Annotated in this window: 18 protein-coding genes; 6 read left to right on the top strand and 12 right to left on the bottom strand. The window is 73.3% G+C overall.

The window, feature by feature from the left end:
* Positions 1–70: 70 nt before the first annotated feature.
* The 3 genes from ACZ32T_RS23275 to ACZ32T_RS23265 are packed head-to-tail and all read left to right on the top strand — an operon-like array spanning position 71 to position 2,237.
* Complete coding sequence (locus ACZ32T_RS23275; RefSeq protein ID WP_467269013.1) at positions 71–802, top strand: glycosyltransferase family 2 protein; 732 nt, start codon at positions 71–73, stop codon at positions 800–802.
* Positions 799–1,458: a TIGR04282 family arsenosugar biosynthesis glycosyltransferase gene (locus tag ACZ32T_RS23270; RefSeq protein ID WP_467368752.1), complete on the top strand. Its 660-nt coding sequence runs from the start codon at positions 799–801 to the stop codon at positions 1,456–1,458. The genes ACZ32T_RS23275 and ACZ32T_RS23270 overlap by 4 nt, the downstream gene beginning before the upstream one ends.
* Positions 1,455–2,237: a class I SAM-dependent methyltransferase gene (locus tag ACZ32T_RS23265; protein ID WP_467368750.1), complete on the top strand. Its 783-nt coding sequence runs from the start codon at positions 1,455–1,457 to the stop codon at positions 2,235–2,237. Before ACZ32T_RS23270 ends, ACZ32T_RS23265 begins: the two co-directional genes overlap by 4 nt.
* A 310-nt stretch (positions 2,238–2,547) precedes the next feature.
* On the opposite strand, the gene ACZ32T_RS23260 is transcribed toward ACZ32T_RS23265, so the two are convergent.
* Positions 2,548–3,816 (bottom strand): molybdopterin-dependent oxidoreductase, encoded by a 1,269-nt coding sequence (locus tag ACZ32T_RS23260; protein ID WP_467368748.1) that lies wholly within the window; start codon positions 3,814–3,816, stop codon positions 2,548–2,550.
* A gap of 163 nt (positions 3,817–3,979) precedes the next feature.
* On the opposite strand from ACZ32T_RS23260, the gene ACZ32T_RS23255 reads away from it, so the two are divergent.
* A complete protein-coding gene (locus tag ACZ32T_RS23255; RefSeq protein WP_467368746.1) occupies positions 3,980–5,392 on the top strand; it encodes a hypothetical protein in 1,413 nt (470 codons plus the stop codon).
* A gap of 34 nt (positions 5,393–5,426) precedes the next feature.
* On the opposite strand, the gene ACZ32T_RS23250 is transcribed toward ACZ32T_RS23255, so the two are convergent.
* Both ACZ32T_RS23250 and ACZ32T_RS23245 read right to left on the bottom strand, forming a co-directional pair.
* Complete coding sequence (locus tag ACZ32T_RS23250; protein ID WP_467269023.1) at positions 5,427–6,617, bottom strand: glycoside hydrolase family 26 protein; 1,191 nt, start codon at positions 6,615–6,617, stop codon at positions 5,427–5,429.
* Between the two features lie 111 nt (positions 6,618–6,728).
* Entirely contained in the window at positions 6,729–8,018 is a 1,290-nt protein-coding gene (locus ACZ32T_RS23245; protein WP_467368743.1) for a cytochrome P450, read from the bottom strand.
* A gap of 191 nt (positions 8,019–8,209) precedes the next feature.
* Here ACZ32T_RS23245 and ACZ32T_RS23240 point away from each other — a divergent pair, with 191 nt between their 5' ends.
* A complete protein-coding gene (locus tag ACZ32T_RS23240; RefSeq protein ID WP_467368741.1) occupies positions 8,210–8,683 on the top strand; it encodes a tyrosinase family oxidase copper chaperone in 474 nt (157 codons plus the stop codon).
* Positions 8,684–8,703: 20 nt separating this feature from the next.
* Positions 8,704–9,564: a tyrosinase family protein gene (locus ACZ32T_RS23235; RefSeq protein ID WP_467368739.1), complete on the top strand. Its 861-nt coding sequence runs from the start codon at positions 8,704–8,706 to the stop codon at positions 9,562–9,564.
* Between the two features lie 84 nt (positions 9,565–9,648).
* Here the strand turns inward: ACZ32T_RS23235 and ACZ32T_RS23230 are convergent, their stop codons facing one another.
* The 9 genes from ACZ32T_RS23230 to ACZ32T_RS23190 all read right to left on the bottom strand — a co-directional run bounded on the left by ACZ32T_RS23230 (position 9,649) and on the right by ACZ32T_RS23190 (position 19,412).
* Positions 9,649–9,930 (bottom strand): chaplin, encoded by a 282-nt coding sequence (locus tag ACZ32T_RS23230; protein ID WP_467269028.1) that lies wholly within the window; start codon positions 9,928–9,930, stop codon positions 9,649–9,651.
* Positions 9,931–10,041: 111 nt separating this feature from the next.
* A complete protein-coding gene (locus tag ACZ32T_RS23225) occupies positions 10,042–11,208 on the bottom strand; it encodes a GNAT family N-acetyltransferase (protein WP_467269029.1) in 1,167 nt (388 codons plus the stop codon).
* A complete protein-coding gene (locus ACZ32T_RS23220) occupies positions 11,205–11,876 on the bottom strand; it encodes a YveK family protein (RefSeq protein ID WP_467368737.1) in 672 nt (223 codons plus the stop codon). Before ACZ32T_RS23220 ends, ACZ32T_RS23225 begins: the two co-directional genes overlap by 4 nt.
* Positions 11,873–13,024, bottom strand: coding sequence for a glycosyltransferase (locus ACZ32T_RS23215; protein ID WP_467368735.1), 1,152 nt, complete (start codon positions 13,022–13,024; stop codon positions 11,873–11,875). The genes ACZ32T_RS23220 and ACZ32T_RS23215 overlap by 4 nt, the downstream gene beginning before the upstream one ends.
* Positions 13,021–13,791, bottom strand: coding sequence for a polysaccharide deacetylase family protein (locus ACZ32T_RS23210; protein WP_467368732.1), 771 nt, complete (start codon positions 13,789–13,791; stop codon positions 13,021–13,023). Before ACZ32T_RS23210 ends, ACZ32T_RS23215 begins: the two co-directional genes overlap by 4 nt.
* A complete protein-coding gene (locus ACZ32T_RS23205) occupies positions 13,781–15,391 on the bottom strand; it encodes a lipid II flippase MurJ (protein ID WP_467368730.1) in 1,611 nt (536 codons plus the stop codon). Before ACZ32T_RS23205 ends, ACZ32T_RS23210 begins: the two co-directional genes overlap by 11 nt.
* A complete protein-coding gene (locus tag ACZ32T_RS23200; protein WP_467368728.1) occupies positions 15,388–16,749 on the bottom strand; it encodes an O-antigen ligase family protein in 1,362 nt (453 codons plus the stop codon). The genes ACZ32T_RS23205 and ACZ32T_RS23200 overlap by 4 nt, the downstream gene beginning before the upstream one ends.
* 3 nt (positions 16,750–16,752) lie before the next feature.
* On the bottom strand, positions 16,753–18,240 hold the full coding sequence (locus tag ACZ32T_RS23195; protein WP_467368726.1) for a sugar transferase: 1,488 nt from the start codon (positions 18,238–18,240) through the stop codon (positions 16,753–16,755).
* Entirely contained in the window at positions 18,237–19,412 is a 1,176-nt protein-coding gene (locus ACZ32T_RS23190) for a glycosyltransferase family 4 protein (protein ID WP_467269040.1), read from the bottom strand. Before ACZ32T_RS23190 ends, ACZ32T_RS23195 begins: the two co-directional genes overlap by 4 nt.
* Between the last annotated feature and the right edge of the window lie 351 nt (positions 19,413–19,763).

Raw genomic sequence — 19,763 nt, 5'->3', positions numbered from 1 at the left:
CGGTCGACGTCCGTGTTTCGTAAGAACCCGAAGCCCGAAATGTCGGATTCCGCTCCGTAGGGTGATCGGCGTGACCGACTCTGCACCGGCGGATTCCGCCGACACCGTCCGCGCCGACATCGTCCTGCCCTGCCTCGACGAGGCCGAGGCCCTGCCCCGGGTACTGGCCCGAGTCCCCGAAGGGTGGCGGGCCATCGTCGTGGACAACGGTTCCACCGACGGCTCGGCGGCCGTCGCCCGCTCGCTCGGCGCGACCGTCGTGCACGAACCGCGCCGCGGCTTCGGCTCCGCCTGCCACGCCGGGCTGCTCGCCGCCGAGGCGGAGTACGTCTGCTTCTGCGACTGCGACGGCTCACTCGACCCGGCGCTGCTCCCCGGCTTCGTCCGGCGGATCGCCGAAGGGGAGAGCGACCTCCTCCTCGGCCGGCGCCGCCCCACGACCCGCGGCGCCTGGCCTCCGCACGCCAGGCTCGGCAACATCGCCCTGTCCGGCATGCTCCGTCGCCGCACCGGTCTCCGGCTGCACGACCTCGGGCCGATGCGGGCGGCCCGCCGGGAGGCGCTGCTGGCGCTCGACCTGACGGACCGTCGCAGCGGCTACCCGCTGCAGATGGTGGTGCGCGCCTCCGACGCAGGACTGCGCGTCACCGAGACGGACGTGCCGTATCTGCCCCGGACGGGGAAGTCCAAGGTCACCGGCACCTGGCGGGGCACCTGGCACGCGGTGCGGGACATGCGTGCGGTGCTGCGGCAGCCTCAGCCGCCGGCCCTGCGGAGCATCGGGGCGGAGGCGTCCCGATGAGTGCACGGACACCCCCTGCCGGGACGACGACGCTGCTGGTCATCGCCAAGGAGCCGGTACCCGGCCGGGTCAAGACGCGGCTCACGCCGCCGTACAGCCCCGGCGAGGCCGCCGAACTCGCCGCCGCGGCCCTCGAAGACACCCTGCGGACCGGACTCACCCTGCCCGCCCTGCGACGGGTTCTGGTCCTCGAAGGGCGCCCCGGCCCCTGGCTGCCCCCCGGCTACGACGTGCTCCCGCAGGGCGCGGGCACCCTGGACGAGCGCATCGCGGCGGCGTTCGGAACCTGCGCCGGACCGGCCCTCCTCATCGGGATGGACACCCCGCAGATCGCGCCCTCCCTGCTGGCACCCGCGCTCTCCCCGGGCGGCTGGGACGGCTGCGACGCCTGGTTCGGACCGGCCGAGGACGGCGGCTTCTGGGCTCTGGGCCTGGCGGCGCCCGACCCCGGCCTCGTACGCGGCGTGCCGATGTCCCGCCCCGACACGGGCGGGATCCAGCGGGCGCGCCTGACCGGCGCGGGCCTCACCGTGCGGGACCTGCCGCCGCTGCGCGACGTGGACACCGCCGAGGACGCGGTGCACGTCGCCGCAGCCGCGCCCCACGGCCTGTTCGCCTCGGCCCTCTCACGCCTCGGCCGGGCGGTGGTCCGATGAGCACGGTGCTGCCTCCGGCAGGCCCGGCGGCCACCCCCTGGGCGGCCGATCCGTACGCGCGCGCGCTGACCCGGGGCCGCGGCCCGCTCTTCCTCCGGCGGAATGACGGGTGGCTCCTTCCGCTGGACGTCGAACGCTGGTGCGCCGACGCCGACGACGCCGACCTGTCGGCGCTCCGCCGCAGCGAGGGGCCGGTCATCGACATCGGGTGCGGACCCGGACGCCTGGTGGCGGCGCTGGCCGCCCGTGGACACCGCGCGCTGGGCATCGACGTGAGCGAGGCAGCCATCGGACGCACCCAGCGGATCGGAGGACCGGCGCTGCGCCGCAGCGTGTTCGAGCCGCTTCCCGGTGAAGGCCGCTGGGGTACGGCTCTGCTCATCGACGGCAACATCGGGATCGGCGGCGACCCCCGGGCCCTGCTCCGCCGGGTCGCCGCCGTGCTGGCGCCGGGCGGCCTGCTCATCACGGAGGCGGCACCCCATGACGTGGACGAGCGGGTCCAGGTACGCATCGACGACGGCCGGGGGCGAGCCGGCGCGGCGCCGCACTTCCCCTGGGCCCGCGCCGGGGTGTCCGCGCTGCTCGCACACGCCCGGTCGGAGGACTGGAAGCCCGTCGATCAGTGGGAGGCCGACGGCCGTCCGTTCCTCGCCCTGCGCCGCGCCCGGACGGTCCGTGCGACCAGCAGGAGCGCCGACACGCCGAACAGCCCGGCCGTGATCAGCAGCCAGTTCCCCAGGAACCTGTCGGGGGACATCCCGCTCGCGGGCTCGTAGCGCTCCGCCTGACGCGTGATCAGAGGGAACCAGACCAGCAGGAGCAGCCCCGACAGGAGCAGAGGTACGCGTACGGAGTTCACCAGCGACGGCCGGCCGGCGAGCGGGATCCGCAGGGCCCGGTCCGCCGCCGAGTACAGCGGCACCAGCACCAGGTCGTGCACGAAAGCGGCTCCCACGAACCACACCAGGATCATGAGAGTGTCCCCGTCGAGCAGCCGCACCCCCGCGTACCCCGCGAGGGCGAACGACGAGACCATCAGCAGCAGGTGCAGCGGCCCTTCCCCGTACCAGCGGCGCAGAATCCGCATCACAGCTCTCCGAACGTCAGGCGGCTCACCCATTTGGTGTTCATCACTCCCGGGGCGGCCGGCACGATGACGCGCGCCGGGAAGCCGTGATCCGGTGACAGGGACTCACCGTTGACCCCCAGCGCCAGCAGTGAGCGCGGGTCGCGCACCTGGTTGTCCCTGAGCGCCACCTTCCGGAACGGCCCGCTGCGCTGGAGGGACTCCACCAGCACACCCGGCGGGCCGGCCGGGAAGCCCGCGAGTGCGGCCAGGTCGCGCAGGGGGACCCCGCGCCACCACTGGTCGGACGTCGACCAGCCCTCCACGCAGGCGATGGGCAGCGCCGCGCTGTGCTGTTCCATGGCCAGGAGATCCTTCATGGACAGCCGGATCTCCCCGGCCGGCCCGACGACGGTGAGCCGCCAGCGTTCCCCCGTGTCGGCCGGAGCGATGCCCACCTTCGCGGCCGTCTTGTTGATCTGGAAGCCGTTGGGCCCCCGGCCGGGCTCGGCGCCCCCGCGCGGGGTCAGCAGGGCGGTCCGCCGCAGCCCCCCGTCGAAGCTCCGGCCGGCGGAGGTCATCAGGAGGAGCAGCGAGCCCGCCCCCACGACGGCGAGGGCGCCGCGCCGGGAGACGGTCGGCGGAGCGGGACGCGGCGAGGCCAGTTCGTCGCTCTCCGCCGTGGGGAGACCGTGGCGCAGGACCCGCAGCGCCCGGGGGAGCTTCAGGCAGGTATGGGTGAGGAAGGCGGCGAAGAAGACCCACGCCCCGTAGAAGTGCAGGGGGTAGAACGATCCGGGGAACAAGTACTCCAACTGGATGTTGAGCAGTCCCGTGACGAATTCGAAGAGCGCCCCGCCCACGAGCAGCAGCAGCGACAGGCGCTCCAGGGCATGCCCGGCCGACCGCGCCGGCGGCAGTGCGAAGAGCTTCGGGATCACCGACCACAGCTTGGCCAGGAGCACGGGCACGAGAACGATGCCGAGGGTGACGTGGATCCCCTGCGTCAGCCGGTACAGCCAGTGAGGCCCGGTGGGCCAGTCGAACAGGTAGAAGCCCAGCCACCCCTTGGCCGGTGTCTTGTCGTTCACGGCCGCGAGATCCGGGTTGTACGCCGCGTACGACAGGAGGCCCGTGACGAACAGCAGGGTGATGCCGGCGAGGAGCACCAGGCCGAGCACGGCCGTGAAGCGGACCCCGCGTACCGGGCTGCGCCAGAAGGCCGGCTCCGTGGGCGGAGGGAAGCCGGGGGAGGGGAGTGCACGGCTTCGCCGGCGTCTTTCGCGCATGTACCGACGTTATGCCGGTGACGACGCTCCCCGGGGCGTACGACTCCTGACGAAAGTCTGACGTCGGCGGAGGGGGGCGATCAACCGCCGCAGGATCTGACGGTTGTGTGACGCGGCGGCGTCGTACCGCCCGCCCCGCCTCCCTGATGCGTAGCGTGCCTGCGTGACGACCGAGGAACGCAGCGACCGCATCCGGCCCGCCGAACCCGCCGTGCCCACCCCCGCCACCGGACCAGGCCCCCGCCGTCGGGACCTCACGGCCGCCGCGGCGGGAGTCCTCCTGGTGGCCGTGGCCATAGCGGTCGGATGGGTGATCCAGGAGGGCGACGGCAGCCTGCAGGTCCACTGGCCGCCGCTCCTTGCCTCCTGGGATCCGCACGTCGGCCCCGGTACACCGGCCGCGGTGGCGGTGGCGGTGGGGGTCGTCGCCTACGGGCCACGGCTCGCGGCCCGGCTCCCCTGGCGCCGGCTGCTGCTCACCTGCTGGACCGGGTCGGTGGCGTGGATCCTCTCGCTCGCCCTCGTCGAGGGCTGGTACCGGGGGATCGCGCGCAGGCTGACCACCAAGCACGAATACCTGCGGGTGATCGACCGCTTCGACGACATCGGCGCCGCCCTGCGCGGTTTCACCGACCACATCGTGATCGGGCCCCCGGGCAACTGGCCCGCCCACGTCGCGGGCCACCCGCCGGGCGCCACGCTCACCTTCGTCGGCCTGGACCGCGCGGGACTCGGGGGCGGCGCCTGGGCGGGCATGTGGTGCATCGTGCTCGGCGGATCGGCGGCGGTGGCCGTCATGGTCACGCTGCGCGCCCTGACGGGTGAACACCTCGCCCGGCGGGCGGCTCCGTTCCTCGTCCTCGCCCCCTTCGCCGTCTGGACGGGCACCTCGGCGGACGGTTACTTCATGGCCGTCGCGGCGTGGTCGGTGGCACTGCTGGCCCTCGCCGCGGCCCGCACGACCCGGCACCCGGCAGCCGCCGCGCTGGGATCCGGACTGCTGTTCGGGCTGACCTGCTACCTCAGTTACGGTCTGACACTCATCGTGATCCTGCTGGCGGCCGTCCTCGTGCTGACCCGGACGGCACGCCCGCTCGGCCCTCTCGTGCTCGGCGCACTGGTCGTCCCCGTGGCCTTCACCCTGGCGGGCTTCAACTGGTGGGAGGCCTACCACCTGCTCGTCGAGCGCTACTACCAGGGCGCCGGCGGGACCCGCCCGTACTCCTACTGGGTCTGGGGGAACCTCGCCTGCACCACACTCGCCGCGGGGCTGGCCACCGTCGCCGGTCTGCGCCGCGCGGCAGGGTTTGCCCCCGCCGCCGTACGAGGACTGCTCCCGGGCACCACCACGGCCGCTCAGCGACTGGCGCTCCTCACCCTGGCCGCGCTCCTGGCCGTCGCCGCCGCGGACCTGTCCGGGATGAGCAAGGCGGAGACCGAACGCATCTGGCAGCCGTTCGTCGTGTGGCTGATGCCTGCCGCCGCCCTGCTTCCGGGCACCGGCAGGCGCGGCTGGCCGGCCGCCCAGGCAGCCGTCGCCCTGACCGTCAACCACCTGCTGTGGACCGGGTGGTGAGCGACGCCGGCGCCGGACACCACCCGCGAGGCCCTCAGCCGCGCACGCAGAGCTCGCGGTCACGCAGCCACTGGCCGAACCAGTCGCTCAGCGGGATCTCGAAGCACCAGCCCGGGTCGTTCGTGCCCGGTGCGGGCGTCGTCGGCGTCCCGGGCTCGGGCGTCTGCGGCGACCCGCTCGGATCCGGCGCGGGCGCCGAGGGCCCGGTCGCGTCCGGGCGCCCGCTCAGCATCTCGCGGAACACCCGGGAGGACTCGGGGTTGTCGGCGCACTGCCACACCCCGTGCGGGCAGTAGTCCGTGATCGTCTGGTACACCGGCTTGTGCCGCTCCATCCACTCCAGCATGCGGCGCATGTACTCCGGGTTGTCGCCGTTGCGGAAGAGCCCCCACTCCGGGAACGAGATCGGCTTGCCGTGCTCGGCCGCGAAGTCGACCTGCTTCTGCAGACCGTACGGCTCGTTCACCTGCTCGTCGAAGGTCCGCGCCGGAGGCTGGTCGTAGGAGTCCATGCCGATGATGTCCACGACGTCGTCGCCCGGATAGCACTCCGTCCAGGGCACGGCGTCCCGCCCCCTGCTCGGAGCGAAGTCGAAGCGGAACTTCTGGCCGGGCACGGACCGCATCGCCGTGACGATGCGGTTCCAGTACGCCTTCCACGCGACGGGATCAGGACCGCACCGGTGCGTGTACGTCGTCCCGTTCATCTCCCAGCCGAGAACGATCACCGTGTCGGGGACGCCGAGCAGGACCAGACGCTCGGCCAGCCGGCGGAAGTGCTCGTCGAACCGCCCCTCGGCGCCCGCCCGAAGCAGGCCGCGGACCTCCTCGTCGGGGACGTGCTCCTCGTTCCGCTCCAGCATCGGTGTGTTGAGCACGAACATCCGGTCCTCGGACGCCTTCCGCCAGGCCGCCCACGAGGCGAGGAAGCCGGGGCGGCCCTCGATGTTCTCCCACAGGTCACCCGGCAGATAGCTGTGACCGACACGCAGCTCCGTACCGCCGAGCCAGCGCGACAGCTCGTCCATCCGCTGCACGCCTTTGGGCCCGTAGTCCAGATAGGCGCCGATGGCGGTCGTCGCCCCCGGATCCGGGGCCTGCCGCGCCGCTCCCTTGCCGGCCTGGATGTCCGCGGCGTCACGGTCGGCGAGGACCGCGCCGCCGACGAGGAGGCAGAGCGCGGTCGCCCCGACGCCGAACGTGATGAGACGGCGCTGTACGGCCACGGCTTCTCCTTGGATAGCGTCCTGTCCCCGACCCTGTCGACCCTAAGGAGGAGGATTCGACAATGGGCGGTGGGGACGCCGGTGAATAGACCATTCGCGACACGCGCAGGTTCAGAGTGGGCCGTTCGGGTGACTCATATCGAAGGTGAAAGGCAGGGAGCGGACGCGATTGTCGAAATTCGAATGCACCAGGCCCGGTTCGCCGGATGTCCGGAGACTTCCCGGACGGGTGAGCATTTCGCGGAAGAGCGCCTTCATCTCCAGTTTCGCCAGATGGGCGCCCAGGCAGTGATGGGGGCCTCCGCCGCCGTATCCGAGGTGTGGATTGGGCGACCGGGTGATGTCGAAAGCACCGGGGTCGTCGAAGACGGACGCGTCGCGGTTGGCGGACGCGTAGAGGAGCAGGACCTTCTCCCCGGGCAGAAAGGTGTGGCCGCCGAGCGTGCGTTCGGCCGCCACGGTCCGGCGGAACTGGATGATCGGCGTCGAGTGGCGGACGATCTCGTCCACCGCGCCGTCGGCGTAACGGTCGAAGTCGGACTCCAGGAGGGCCCGCTGCCCGGGATGTGCCGAGAGCAGGACCAGACCGTGCGCGATCGCGTTCCGGGTGGTCTCCACACCCGCCACGAGCAGCAGCGAGAAGAACGCGCCGAGCTGACGCGAGGACAAGGACTGTCCGCCCACGTCCGCGCGGACGAGTGCCGAGATCACGTCGTCCTGCGGGACCCGCCGCCGCTCACGGGCGATGCCCGCCATCTCCAGCTGCATGCGGGCCAGGGAACGCAGCCCGCGCCCCGGGACGCGGAGCCGCGCACGGCCACGCCTCTGGACACCGACGTACTCCGACGCGTGGTCGACACGCGCCGCGATGCGGGCCCGGTGCCGCGCGGGGACGCCCATGAGGTCGCAGATCACCTCGAAGGGCATACGCGCAGGCGCCGAGCGCATGAAGTCGCCCGGTCCTTCCGTGATCAGCTCGTCCACCAGCCGCCGGGCGACGGCGCCGATGTTCTCCTCGGCGGCGGCTAGCAGCCTCGGTGTGAAGGCGCGGGAGATCGTCCGGCGCAGCCCCGCGTGCTCGGCGCCGTCCATGTTGACCATGGAGTTGCCGAACAGCGCCTTGGCCCAGGGCGCCGGTTCCGGAGTGGTGACCCCGGGGGCACTGGCGAAGACCTGCGGCTGCCGGCTCGCCTCCCTCACGTCCGCGTGCTTCACCAGCGCGTAGAACGGCGTACGCGACCCCGTACGAGGGGTGAAACGGACCGGTGCGTCGAGCTCCCTCAGCCGGGCGAACTCCGCGAGCCGCTCGGACCGTGGCAGCCGCCAGAACGCCGGATCCGCCAGATCGGCACCGGCCGTTCCTCGCACGCGGACCGTGGACACCTGCGTCGGCGCGTTCATGCACAACCTCCGGGAGTTCGGACGGCCATGCTGACCCGGCGGGCGGCGCCGCGCGGCCGACACGGCCGTACCGCACCACGGAATTCCCACGGTCGCGTGATGCCCTGGTGACGAGAACCGTTCACGCTCCGTCTCGTTGCCACTCGGACGGGACATCTCACAGGAACGGACGAGAAGGAGGCCGACCCACCATGAATCCGACCGACGCCACGGCCGGGCAGCCGCCCGGCGCTCCCCGGCCGGCCCGCCGGGCGGTGCTGCGCACCGCCTTCACCGCGGCCGTGATCGCGGGCACCGGCGCCGCGCTCGCCCCGGTGCTCCTCGACGCCCCGGAGCCCGATGGTCCCTCCCGGGAGCGCGGCGCCGTGGGGCCCGAGCGCTTCTCCGAGCTGTACAAGGGCCGCGAGATCCGGGGCACGGCCACGGCCGTCGTGCCGGCCGGCGCACAGCCGCACGCCGGTGAGGCCGGAGCCGTCGCCGCGGTGTCCGTCACCGAGGTCAGTGTCGACCGGAGGACGCTGCACGTGATGAGGCGCGCCGACGGGAGCTACCTGAGCGCCGTCAACCACTACGAGTCGTTCCCGACACTCCTCGAGACGGCCCGCGCCGCGGTGGACGAACTCGGCACCGCCCAGTTGTCGGCAGCCTCCCCGCACACCATCTGAGCCCTTGAGGACGAGCACGCGTGTACAGCCGCAAGAATCAGCGTGATCTCACACGCACCGAGAAGAAGCGCCTGGTCGACGCGATCCTGGAGCTCAAACGATCGGGCCGCTACGACGACTTCGTCAGCGTGCACCGGGAGTTCTACGTCACCGACGCCGAGAGCAGGCCACGGCCCGCCCACATGACCCCGTCCTTCTTCCCCTGGCACCGCAGATACCTCCTGGAGTTCGAGAAGGCGCTGCGGGCGGTCGACCCGCGGGTGTCGATTCCCTACTGGGACTGGACACGGGACGACACGGCGAAGGCGTCCCTCTGGGCGGAGGACTTCCTCGGCGGCAACGGCAGACCGGGCGACCGGCAGGTCATGACCGGACCGTTCGCCTACCGGCAGGGGAACTGGCGGATCCGCGCCGGAGTGACCGACGACCCCTTCCTGCGCCGCAACTTCGGCCGGCCCTCCGCGCCCGTCGCGCTGCCCCGGCCGGCGGACGTGGAACGTGCGCTGCGCGATCCGGTGTACGACGCCGCGCCCTGGAACAGCGTCAGTGCCACGGGTTTCCGCAACAGGATCGAGGGGTGGGGCATCAGGGGCGGCCGCGGCGTGTCCAACCACAACCAGGTGCACCGGTGGATCGGCGGCTCGATGGCGGGTGCCGCCTCGCCCGACGATCCCGTCTTCTGGCTGCACCACGCGTTCATCGACCTGCTGTGGGCCCGCTGGCAGAAGGCGCATCCGCGCTCCCGCTACCTGCCGGCCCGCGCGCTCCCCGCCGACGACCCGCAGCGCGACCGGATCTTCGCGTACGACCAGCCCATGCCGCCGTGGGACGTGGCGCCCTCCGAGCTCATGGACCACAGCCGGATCTACCGGTACGCCTGAGCGCTGCCTCCCGAACGGGGCCGGGCCTCCTCCCGCCGCGCACACGACGCGGAGGGAGGAGGCCCGGACGGAGCCTGGGGGAGGTCAGTGGCCGTAGCCGTACTCGCCCTTGTCCTGGTGGCTGTCCGACACGTTGGCGCAGGTGTTGCCGAACGCCGGGTTCAGCAGAGCGATCACGTTCACCGTGTTGCCGCACACGTTGACCGGGATGTGCACCGGCACCTGGACGGCGTTGCCCGAAAGGACACCGGGGGAGTGGGCCGCGACGGCCTCCGCCCCGGCGTCGGCGGCAGCCATGCCGGCACCGCCGGCGATCAGGGCACCGGTACCTGCCATGACGGCGGCCACCTTCGAGATACGCGACATCAGTTCTCCTTGAGAGGGTCGGAGCCGGCCGCCGAGCGTGCGGCCGGTATGCCCTGACAACGCCGAAGTCGACAGACGGTAACGGATCGCCGCAAAACTCATCATCACGGCTCAACTCAGACCGAGGAAGGCGGCCCCGGCCGCCGGCAGCTCGCCGATCCGGCCGCGCCAGTCCCGCGCCGCGGGAAAGCGGGCTCTCACCGTCTCCGCCGCCCGGTCCCGCACGTCCACCTGCGTCTCACGCAGCCGCAGCAACGGCTCCAGCGCCGGACGGGCCAGCATCAGACGCCGGTTGACGACCGGCACGGGACCCCAGTGGCTCTTGTACTGCTCCGACCCGCGCAGCAGGCTCAGCACACCGCGGTCCGCGCCCCCGGCCTCCCGCGCGATCTCGCGCAGCAGCATCGCGGAGACATCCACCTTCGTCTCCCTGAGCCGCGGATCGGCCCCGTAGAGATAACCGCCCGTCAGCCGCGCCGTCCGGAACGACAGATCGGCGGCCACCACCTCCCCGTCGAGCAGGAACTCCCTGACCGAGGCCTCGCCGTCGCGCACCATACGGCGGGTGGAGCGCACCAGATGCGCGCAGAACCGGGGCCGCAGATGCTCCGGGTTGACCCCTCTGCCGAGCCACTGGAGCTCGTGCAGCCGCAGCAGGGTGCCGACGGCGCCCGCCACCCGGTGTACGGGCGCGGTGCGGCACTCGATGCCGAGCGCGTCGATCCTGCGCAGCTTGGCCCGCGCCCGCTGGGCGCGGGAACCGGTCATCCGCCCGATGAGGGCGTCGACCGGCTCGGCGGGCAGCTCCATGCAGGTCGAGTCCTCGCGGCTGCTCCGGGCACCGCCCCACGCCTCGAACAGCAGGTGGACCGAGGCGTCGGGCCGCACCTCCCGCAGGTCGACGACTGTGTGCGCGGCGGCCCGGTGGAGCCCGCGCTCCAAGGCGGTGACCGCGGCCCGGGTGTCCTCGCCGTCCACCAGGATGTCGAAGAAGTCGGAGATCGCGCCGCCCATCGGCACCAGCAGAGGCATAGGCCGGTGTACGAGCATCAGCGGAACCGCCCCGATCAGCTGTCCTCCCCGGCGCGCCAGGAGGACCCGGAGCCGGCCCGGGACCCCGTAGGAGAGCCACCACGAGTGGAGCCACGCGTGGCTCTGGAACGGCGTCGCGGTGGGGCAACGGCGGTGCAGCGCGTCCCACTCCGCCGCGAGGTCCGCGAAGTCCGGCAGGTCCCTGCAGAGGGTGACGGTGAGCCGCCCGTGTCGGTCGGTGTTCATCGCGCGAGCTCCCTCTCGACGGTGCTCCCGCCCTGGGCGGGACCCGGCACCTGGGCCGTGACGCCCCGGCGTCCGGTGCGGGGGCGGACGAGCAGGACCAGTCCGCCGGCCAGTCCTCCCGCGCTCGCGCCCACGGCCGTCCCGAGCGGCGCGGACGGGGACACGGGGTCGACGGGAGGTACGGCGTGCGAGAACTTGACCAGCTTCACACCGGTCTCCTTCGCGACGTGCCCGCTGCTGACGACCACCGCCTCCGTCACCGCGTTGGCGATGTCCGCGGCACGGTCCGGATCGGCCGACGTGCCGGTGACCGAGATCATGGGCGAGTCGGGAGAGGTCTCGGACCGTACATGTGTGCGCAGTTCGCGCACGGGCTCCCCGGCGGCGCCCTTGGCGTAGGAGAGGGTGGCGTCGCTGGTGGCCAGGCGGCCGTACGACTGCGCGTACCCCAGCGCGGCGGCCGGATCGATGTCCTTCCCGGCGGTGACCATGGCATAGCTGGTGGCCGCGTACTCGGGCGTGGCGAGCAGACCGTACGAGAATCCGCAGGCCGCTCCGAGCAGGACACCGGCGGGCAGCGGCAGCCACCACCCGGTCCGTGCGAATGCGGGGCGGAGCCTGCGGAACCGTCCGCGGACGGCCGGCTGCTGCTCGGGCGAGTCGGTCATGAGGGTGCTCTCTCGGTCGGTGGGACTGCTGTCGTGTCGATGGCCTGTGCGTAGACGTCCATGAGGCGCCGGCTGCTGAGCCTGATGTCGTAGTGGTCCACGGCGGGGGGTGGCGGCAGCCTTCGGGCGCCGCTCTCCACGCGGCGCCGGAGCTCGGCCGTCAGCTCGTCCGTGGGATCGGCAGCGCCGGCTCCGGATCCGATACGGGTGGCGCCCCGCACGCGGTCCGCCGGGAGGTCCTCGATCGCGGGGCAGGCCGCGTACACGACCGGCAGCCCGGCCGCCAGGGCCTCGACGACGGCGAGTCCGAAGGACTCCTCGCGGGACGCCGAGACGAACGCGTCGACGGCACTGAGCACCGCCGGGACGCCGGGGCCGGCCCCCGAGGTACCGCACTCGCCCAGGAACCTGACGCGGCCGGCGACCCCGAGCCGGGCGGCGAGAGCGCGCAGCGCCCCGGCCTCCGGCCCGTCCCCGGCCAGGACCAGCCGGACACCGGGGAGGGCGGCGACCGCGCGGATCAGCACGTCGAAGCGTTTGCCGGGGACCAGCCTGCCCACACCCCCCACCACGAACGCCGCGTCGGGAAGGCCGAGCAGGGCCCGGGTGGCGTGCCGTCGAGCGCCGTCGAAGCGGAACGCCGCCACATCGACGCCGTTGGGGACGGTGTGGATCCGGGCGGCCGGCACCCCCCAGTCGCGCAGCCTGCTCGCGACGGTGTCGGAGACCGCGACCGTCGCCGCCCCGAGCCGCTCGGTGCGCAGATAAAGCTGCCTGGTGGAGCGGGTGAGCGGCCGCCCCTCGATCTCCGCGCGGCCCAGCGAGTGCTCCGTCGACACCGCGGTGGTCCCGGCGAGGCGGGCCGCGATCCGTCCGTAGACACAGGCCCGGTAGAGGTGCGTGTGCACGAGGTCGTACGAGCCGCGGCGGATGAGCCGGGCCAGCCGGGGTACGGCGCCGAGGTCCCGGTTGCTCCGCATCCCCAGGTCCCGGACACGGACGCCGTCGGCCCGGAGTCCTTCCGCGACCGCTCCCGGATTCGTGAGCGTCACGACGTCGCAGCGCACCGGCAGATGCCGCAGCAGCAGCCGCAGCTGCTGCTCGGCCCCTCCGATCCCGAGGCCTGTGATGACGTGCAGCGCCCTCACCCGGCGTCACCCGGCCGCCCGGCGCGGGGGGAGCGGTGCCGCAGCCGGTGCCGCACCTCCTTGGCCAGCAGACGGGCACCCCGGTCGGCGTGGCTGACATGCGTGCGGGGAAGGGCGTACGGCCCCGACAGGGAGCCGGGGACGAGGGCGCATCCGTACGCGTATCCCGCCTTCCGCACGGACTCGGCCACCCGGCGGTCGGCCGTGCCGTACGGATAGCAGAAGCCGGACGGCGCCTGCCCGGTGACGCGCCGCAACGCCTCACGGCTGCCGTGCGTCTCCTCGCGCAGTTCGTCGTCCGGCAGCGCCGTCAGATCCCGGTGGAGCATTCCGTGCGAGCCGATCTCCATACCCGCCGCGGCGACGGTACGGACGTCCTCCTCGGTCAGCAGCGGCCTGCGCGGGCCGAGCGCATCCCAGGCGTTGGACCCGCCGGGCCGACCGGGCAGGACGAACACCGTCGCGGTGCAGCCGTGGGCGCGCAGGACCGGGAGGGCCTCGTCGAGGAAGTCGGCGTACCCGTCGTCGAAGGTGAGCCCGACCAGCCCCTGCCTCCCGGAGGCCCGCGCGCGCAGCAGCGCCGAGATACCGACGCCGGTCAGCCCCCGGCGCCGCAGCCAGGTGAGCTGCTCGTCCAGACGGCCGGCGGAGACGGTGATGCCGTACGGATCGTCCGTGGGGTCGCTCACCGAGTGATAGGTCAGGATCCACGGCCGGGACCCGGCAGGGAGCGTCCGGGCCGGGGGCGCCGAGGTGTCAGCGGTCATGAGGAAACCTCTGTCGGATGAGTGCCAGCAGATGAACGGCTTCCGGAGCCCGGAGTACGAGCCCGGTGAGCAGGAACGCCACGGGGACGAGCAGACAGCCGGCCGCCAGACCCGGCAGCGGTCCCGGCACCAGCTCCGTGGCCAGCCGGCCGCCGGCCGCCGCGACCGCCGCCGCGACCGCAGGCCGGACGAGGGAGAGGGCGACGGCCCCGGGCCGTACGGCCACCGCCCGGGAGCCGAGCCCCAGCAGCATCAGCAGGGCCGCCGTGCTGATGCCGACGGCATTGGCGGCGGCGATGCCGTGGACACCGAAGGGGCCGGTCAGCAGCACCCCGGCGACGGTGGTGACCAGGAGTCCCGCGCCCATCGCGCCGAGCGGGTACCAGGTCGGCCGGCCGGCCGAGAAGAACGGCCTGCACAGGGCGCCGACCAGTGTGTGGCCGAGCAGGCCCAGCGCGTAGACCCGCATGACACCGGCCGTGGCGGCGGTGTCCGCCGCGTCGAAGGCGCCGCGCTGGAAGAGGACTTCGACGACAAGGGGCGCACAGCCGAGCACCGTCGCCGTGCCCAGCAGCACCACGGTCCCTGCCAGGGCGAGATCGCGTTCGACCCGCCGGCGGGCACCCTCCCGGTCCCCGGCCGCCATGGCCCGCGCGACGACGGGGAAGGTCACCGTGCAGATCATCATGGAGAGCACCATCGGCAGCTGCGCGACCTTCTGCGCGTAGTTCAGATGAGAGATGGCCCCGTCCGGCAGCGACGACGCGAGGAACCGCTCGACGAAGACCTGCGACTGACGGCTCACCACGAACAGGACGACCGGCGCCAGGACCGTCGCCCCGAGAAGGGCGGTACCGGAACCACGCTCCCGGGGCGCACGCTTCCCGCGCCGCGCGGGCACCAGCCGCAGGAACGTGGGCAGGAGGGTGAGGATCATCAGCAGGCTGCCGACGGCGACCCCCGCGGCCGCGGCACGCACCCCCCAGACGGAGTGCAGCGCCAGCGTCATGGCGATGATGCCGGCGTTGTACGCGATGTAGACGCCGGCCGGCGCCAGGAATCTGTTGTGCGCCCGCAGCGCCGCGCTGAAGTATCCCGTGACCCCGAAGGTGAGGACGGTGACGGCCGTCAGACGTGTGCAGTCCACCGCGAGCCGGGGGTCGTCCAGCCCGGGAGCCAGGACCGCGACGGTCCAGGGCGCCCCCCAGACCAGCAGCCCTCCGGCGCAGGCCAGTGCGGCGAACAGCCGGGGGAGCGTGTCGGCGACCAGGGCGCGGACCGGGTCCTGGGTGTGGCCGCCGGCCGCACGCCGGGTCAGGGCCAGGCTGAACGCCGGCACGAGCAGCAGCGCCATGCCGTCCTCGATCAGCAGCGTGGCCGCCATCTCCGGGACCGTCCAGGCGATCAGAAAGGCGTCGCTGGCGTGACTGGCACCGAAGAGCCGGGCCAGGGCCTGGTCGCGGAAGAGACCCAGCAGCGCGGCGATCACGGTGAGTCCGGCGGCGCCACCCGCCGCCCGGGCGAGGAAGCGCCCGGGCCCTGCCGGGGCATCCTGCGTGGACGTTCCCGTGGCCGTCGCCTCCGTGACGGTCCCGCTCACGCGTCGGTCGTCCTCTCCGGCCCGGCCAGCGCCCACCACGCGGCGAGGCCCAGCACGATGCCGGTCAGGACGGTCGAGGGGCCGCCGATGTCCGCGTACAGGAAGTCGACCGTCTGCCAGGTCATCAGCCCGACGGCGGCGAGACCGCAGTCGACGGCCGCGGCCCCCCGGGCCCGCGCGAGCACCAGCCTGCGCACCCCGCCGGCCAGGAGCGCAGCCCAGGAGCCCACCAGCGCGGTGAAGCCGATCAGCCCCTGCTCGCTGAGCACCAGCAGGTACATGTTGTGAGGGGAGAGCAGCGGCTGCTTACGGAACTCCTGGCCGGCCCCCGCCGTGTCGCTGCCGGCCGAGAGCCCGATCGAGGCGTGCCCGTCACGGTGGGCGGGGAAGCCCTTCAGACCGACACCGGTCGCGGGCCGCTCCCGCCACATCCCCGCCGCGGCGGCCCACATGGCGTAACGGTCGTTGACCGACCGGTCGGGGGCGCTGGTCACCTCGGCGATGCTGGTGAGCCGCTGCGAGATCATCTCGGATCCGACGCCGAAACCGCCCACCAGGACGACTCCGGCAGCGACCAGCACGGCCAGCGCGCGGACGGCCTGTCGGAGCCCGGTCAGCACGATCACGGCGAGGGCCCCGGCGGCCGTCGCGATCCACGCTCCCCGGCTGAAGGACAGCGTGAGCGGGACGAGCAGCAGCGCGGCGGTCACAGGGGCGTACGACCTCAGCCGGCGCGGAGTGCCGACGGGGGTGCGGAGCGCGTACGCGGCTGCCGCCACCAGGCCGTAGCCGACGACCGTGGCCATCCCCATCACATCGCTGGGGCCGAACGTGCCCACGGCGCGGATGTCCTCCCCCATGTAGGAGGCGCCGGTTCCGGTGACGTACTGGTGCACCCCCGTAGCACCCTGGACGACCGCCAGCAGGACGAGTGCGCCCGCGACGGCCCGGAACCCCGCGGCGTCCCTGACCAGCAGAAGGACGGCGGCCGGCACGAGGACGAAGATCTGCAGGTACCGCACGAATCCCGGCAGGGCCGCCACCGGGTCCGTGGCGGTGACCGTGGCCAGGGCGAGTCCGACGGCCGGGAGCCCCAGCACGACCGCCGCGGCCGGCGTGAGCGGACGCCGCCGCTCGAACAGCAGACAGCCCACACAGACGAGGACGGCCACCCCCGACAGGAGATCGGCCGCGGGCACGCCCGCCACCGGCCAGGGTGACGCCTCGTCGGCCGGGAGGGCCACGAGCAGGACGGTCGCGATCAGCGGCAGCAACGGCCAACGGTCGCGCCACCCGTGCGGGGGCGCCTGCTCCTGGGCGGCCGGGACGACGGGCGGTGAGGCCACGGTGAGGGTCACGGGTCAGCTGCCTCCTAGCCGGAACACCGAGCCGGCCGTGCGCGCCAGCACGCACAGGTCCTGCCAGAGCGACCAGGTATCGATGTACCGGTTGTCGAAGCGCGCCCGGTCCTCGATCGAGGTGTCGCCCCGCAGGCCGTGCACCTGGGCCAGTCCCGTGATGCCGACGGGCATCCGGTGCCTGGACCGGTAACCGGGATGGGCGAGGCTGAACTGCTGCACGAAGTAGGGGCGTTCGGGGCGCGGCCCGACCAGGCTCATGTCGCCGCGTACGACGTTCCACAGCTGCGGCAGCTCATCGAGCGACGTCCGGCGGAGCAGCCTGCCGACGCGGCTCATGCGCCGGTCCGACGAGACGTTCCACCGGGTGGCCGACTCGTGCGCGTCGGCCGGGCGCAGTGTGCGGAACTTCAGCAGGACGAACGGCCGCCCGTAGCCCCCGATCCGCTCCTGGCGGAAGATGACGCCGGGGCCGTCGCACAGACGCACGGCCAGCGCGCAGGCGGCCATCACCGGGGAGGCCACGACCAGGGCCGTCATGGCCAGGACGGCGTCCATGGCCCGCTTCACCCGGTGCGCCACCGGGCGGTGCGGTCCGGCGTGGAGCGCGTGGGCCGCGAAGCCCCACACATGGTCCGGCCGGGGCGCGGTCCGGTACCGGACGACGGTCGCCTGATCGGTGATCAGCCACATCCGGCAGCCGTGCCGCGCGAACAGGGCGACGAGCTCCGCCCCGTCGGGCGCGGCCTCGGGAGGGGCCGTGAAGACGGCATGCCGCACGGAGTTCTGCACGACCGCCCGGCCGGCGTCCTGCACCGACGTCAGGACGGGCAGCCGGGCTCCGCCCGTGGGCGCGCCCGCCGTCCCGTCCCCGGCCGGACCGGATCCCGCCACCCGGCCGACGGGCCGCATCCCGTACCGCGTGTGCTCCTGCAGCACGGAGACGACCCGGTCCGCGAGCGGACCGTCCCCCACCACCAGGGTGGACCGCGGATGACGCGCGGCCGACCACAGCCGGGACCGGTGGACCACGGCGCGCGCCCCGCAGCTCACCAGGGTCTGGAGGCCGGCCGCGCAGCCGAGCGCCGTCCACCCGGCGGTGAGGCCCGGGTCGTACGCGGACACGGCCTCGGCGACGACATACCACTGCACCATTGCCAGCCCCGCCAGCGCGGGCAGTTCGGCCGGCGCCGAGGGGGAGAGCCCGGTCCGGTACAGCCCCCGGTACGCGTTGAGGAGCAGTTGCGTGGCCGCCTGCAGAAGAGCGACGACCGGCGGCCAGAGCCCGGGTGCGACCATGGCCACGGCCAGGCCGAGTGCGAGCACGTCGGATGCCAGGAGCGCGGCCGGGGCCCGGCCTCGCCGGCCTCCCGCGATCCGTGGGGCCGGGGTGTCCTCCCCGCCGCCGCGCGGCGGGCGGATCGCGGTGGCGGCGCGCCGTACGGCGGTTGCCTGGGCGGCTCGGGGGACAGGTGCACTCTCCGTCGTCATCGCTCGGTGCGCTTCCTCGTCGTGGGGCGGGACTGGCCGACAAGTTCCTCGTAGAGGCGCAGGACCGCTCCGGCGGTCTTCGTCACGTCGAAGACCGCCCGGGTGCGGCTCTGCGCGGTGCGGCCCAGTCGCGCCCGCAGGGCCGGGTCGCCCAGCAGTCTGGTGAGCGCCGCCGCGAGAGCCGCGGGGTCCCCGGGCGGCACCAGGCAGTGGGGGAGGTGCCCGGGCGGCAGGCTCTCCCTGGCGCCGTCGACGTCGGTCAGCAGGGCCGGGGTGCCGCAGGCCATCGCCTCGAGGGGGGCCAGCGCCATCCCCTCCCAGCGTGACGGGAGGACCAACAGGTCCGCCGCGTGGATCCAGGGCCGCACATCCGCGCTCTCGCCCGCGAACAGAACACCGGGGGGCGCGGTGCGGCGCAGCTCGTCCCCGTAGGGTCCGTCGCCTACCAGGACCAGCCGCGCGCCTCCCGTCGACGCCGTGCGCCAGGCCCGCAGCAGCACGTCCTGGCCCTTCTGCCGGCTCAGGCGTCCGACGCACACGACCAGGGGCACCTCGGCCGGGGTCCCGTCCAGCAGCGCGAGCGATCCACGGGCCGACGCGACGGCATCCCCGCAGACAGGCCGGAAGCGGCCCAGATCGATGCCGTTGTGGATGACCGACCAGCGCGCCGTGATACCCGCGCGCTGCCCGGACACGCGCTCGGACTCGCTGACGCACAGGATGCGGTCGCTCCACCGCGCCCCGAACCGCTCCCACGCCGCCGCCAGTCCGGCGGCCCGGCCTTCCAGGGCCTCGAACGACCAGGCGTGCGGCTGGAAGACCGTCGGGACCCGGCCGCGCACGGCCAGCCGCCCGGCGAGTCCCGCTTTGGCGCTGTGGGCATGGACCACGTCGGGAGCGCAGGCACGGATCAGACGGCCGGCGGTGAGAACCTCCCGGCCGAGCCGGGGGCCGGGGCCGCGCTCCGCGGGCCAGGAACACACCCGCGCCCCGGCGGTGGACGCGCCGGCCGCCAGGGCTCCGTCCGGCGGGCAGGCCACGACGGGCCGCAGTCCTGCTCGTACCTGTGCCGCGACGAGGTCGGTCACGACCCGTGCGACTCCTCCCTCCACCGGCTGGACCAGGTGGAGGACTGTCAGTCGACTTTCCTCGGTGCAACTCTTCTGCAGCACGCACGGCTCTCTTTCACATGCCCCCGAAGAGCCGGTTCGGGTAAACACCGGCGGCAAGGAATATGGCGGCGGAGATCAAGTAGTAAAACCGAACTGCACTGTGGCAGACCGTACGTGGGAAAACACGTATGACTCGCGCTCGTGTCGGGATGGATTACCCCTGCCAAGTCTCCGGCCACCTGTTCCTCGATTTCTGCGGCGTGTCAGACGGATATGGCTGTCCCTGTCCGCCGCTGTGCCGCATGATGGCCGAGCTGTGCGTCACCGCTCCCGAGGGAGTATTCCGACGGTGTATCCCCGGGGGTTCCGGATACGTCAGGCGTAAAGCACCTCAATTACCGTCCCGTTGGT

The organism is Streptomyces sp. NPDC023573, from assembly GCF_055559735.1.
The sequence above is the reverse complement of the archived record's forward strand: the minus strand, read 5'-3'. Positions and strand labels throughout refer to the sequence as shown.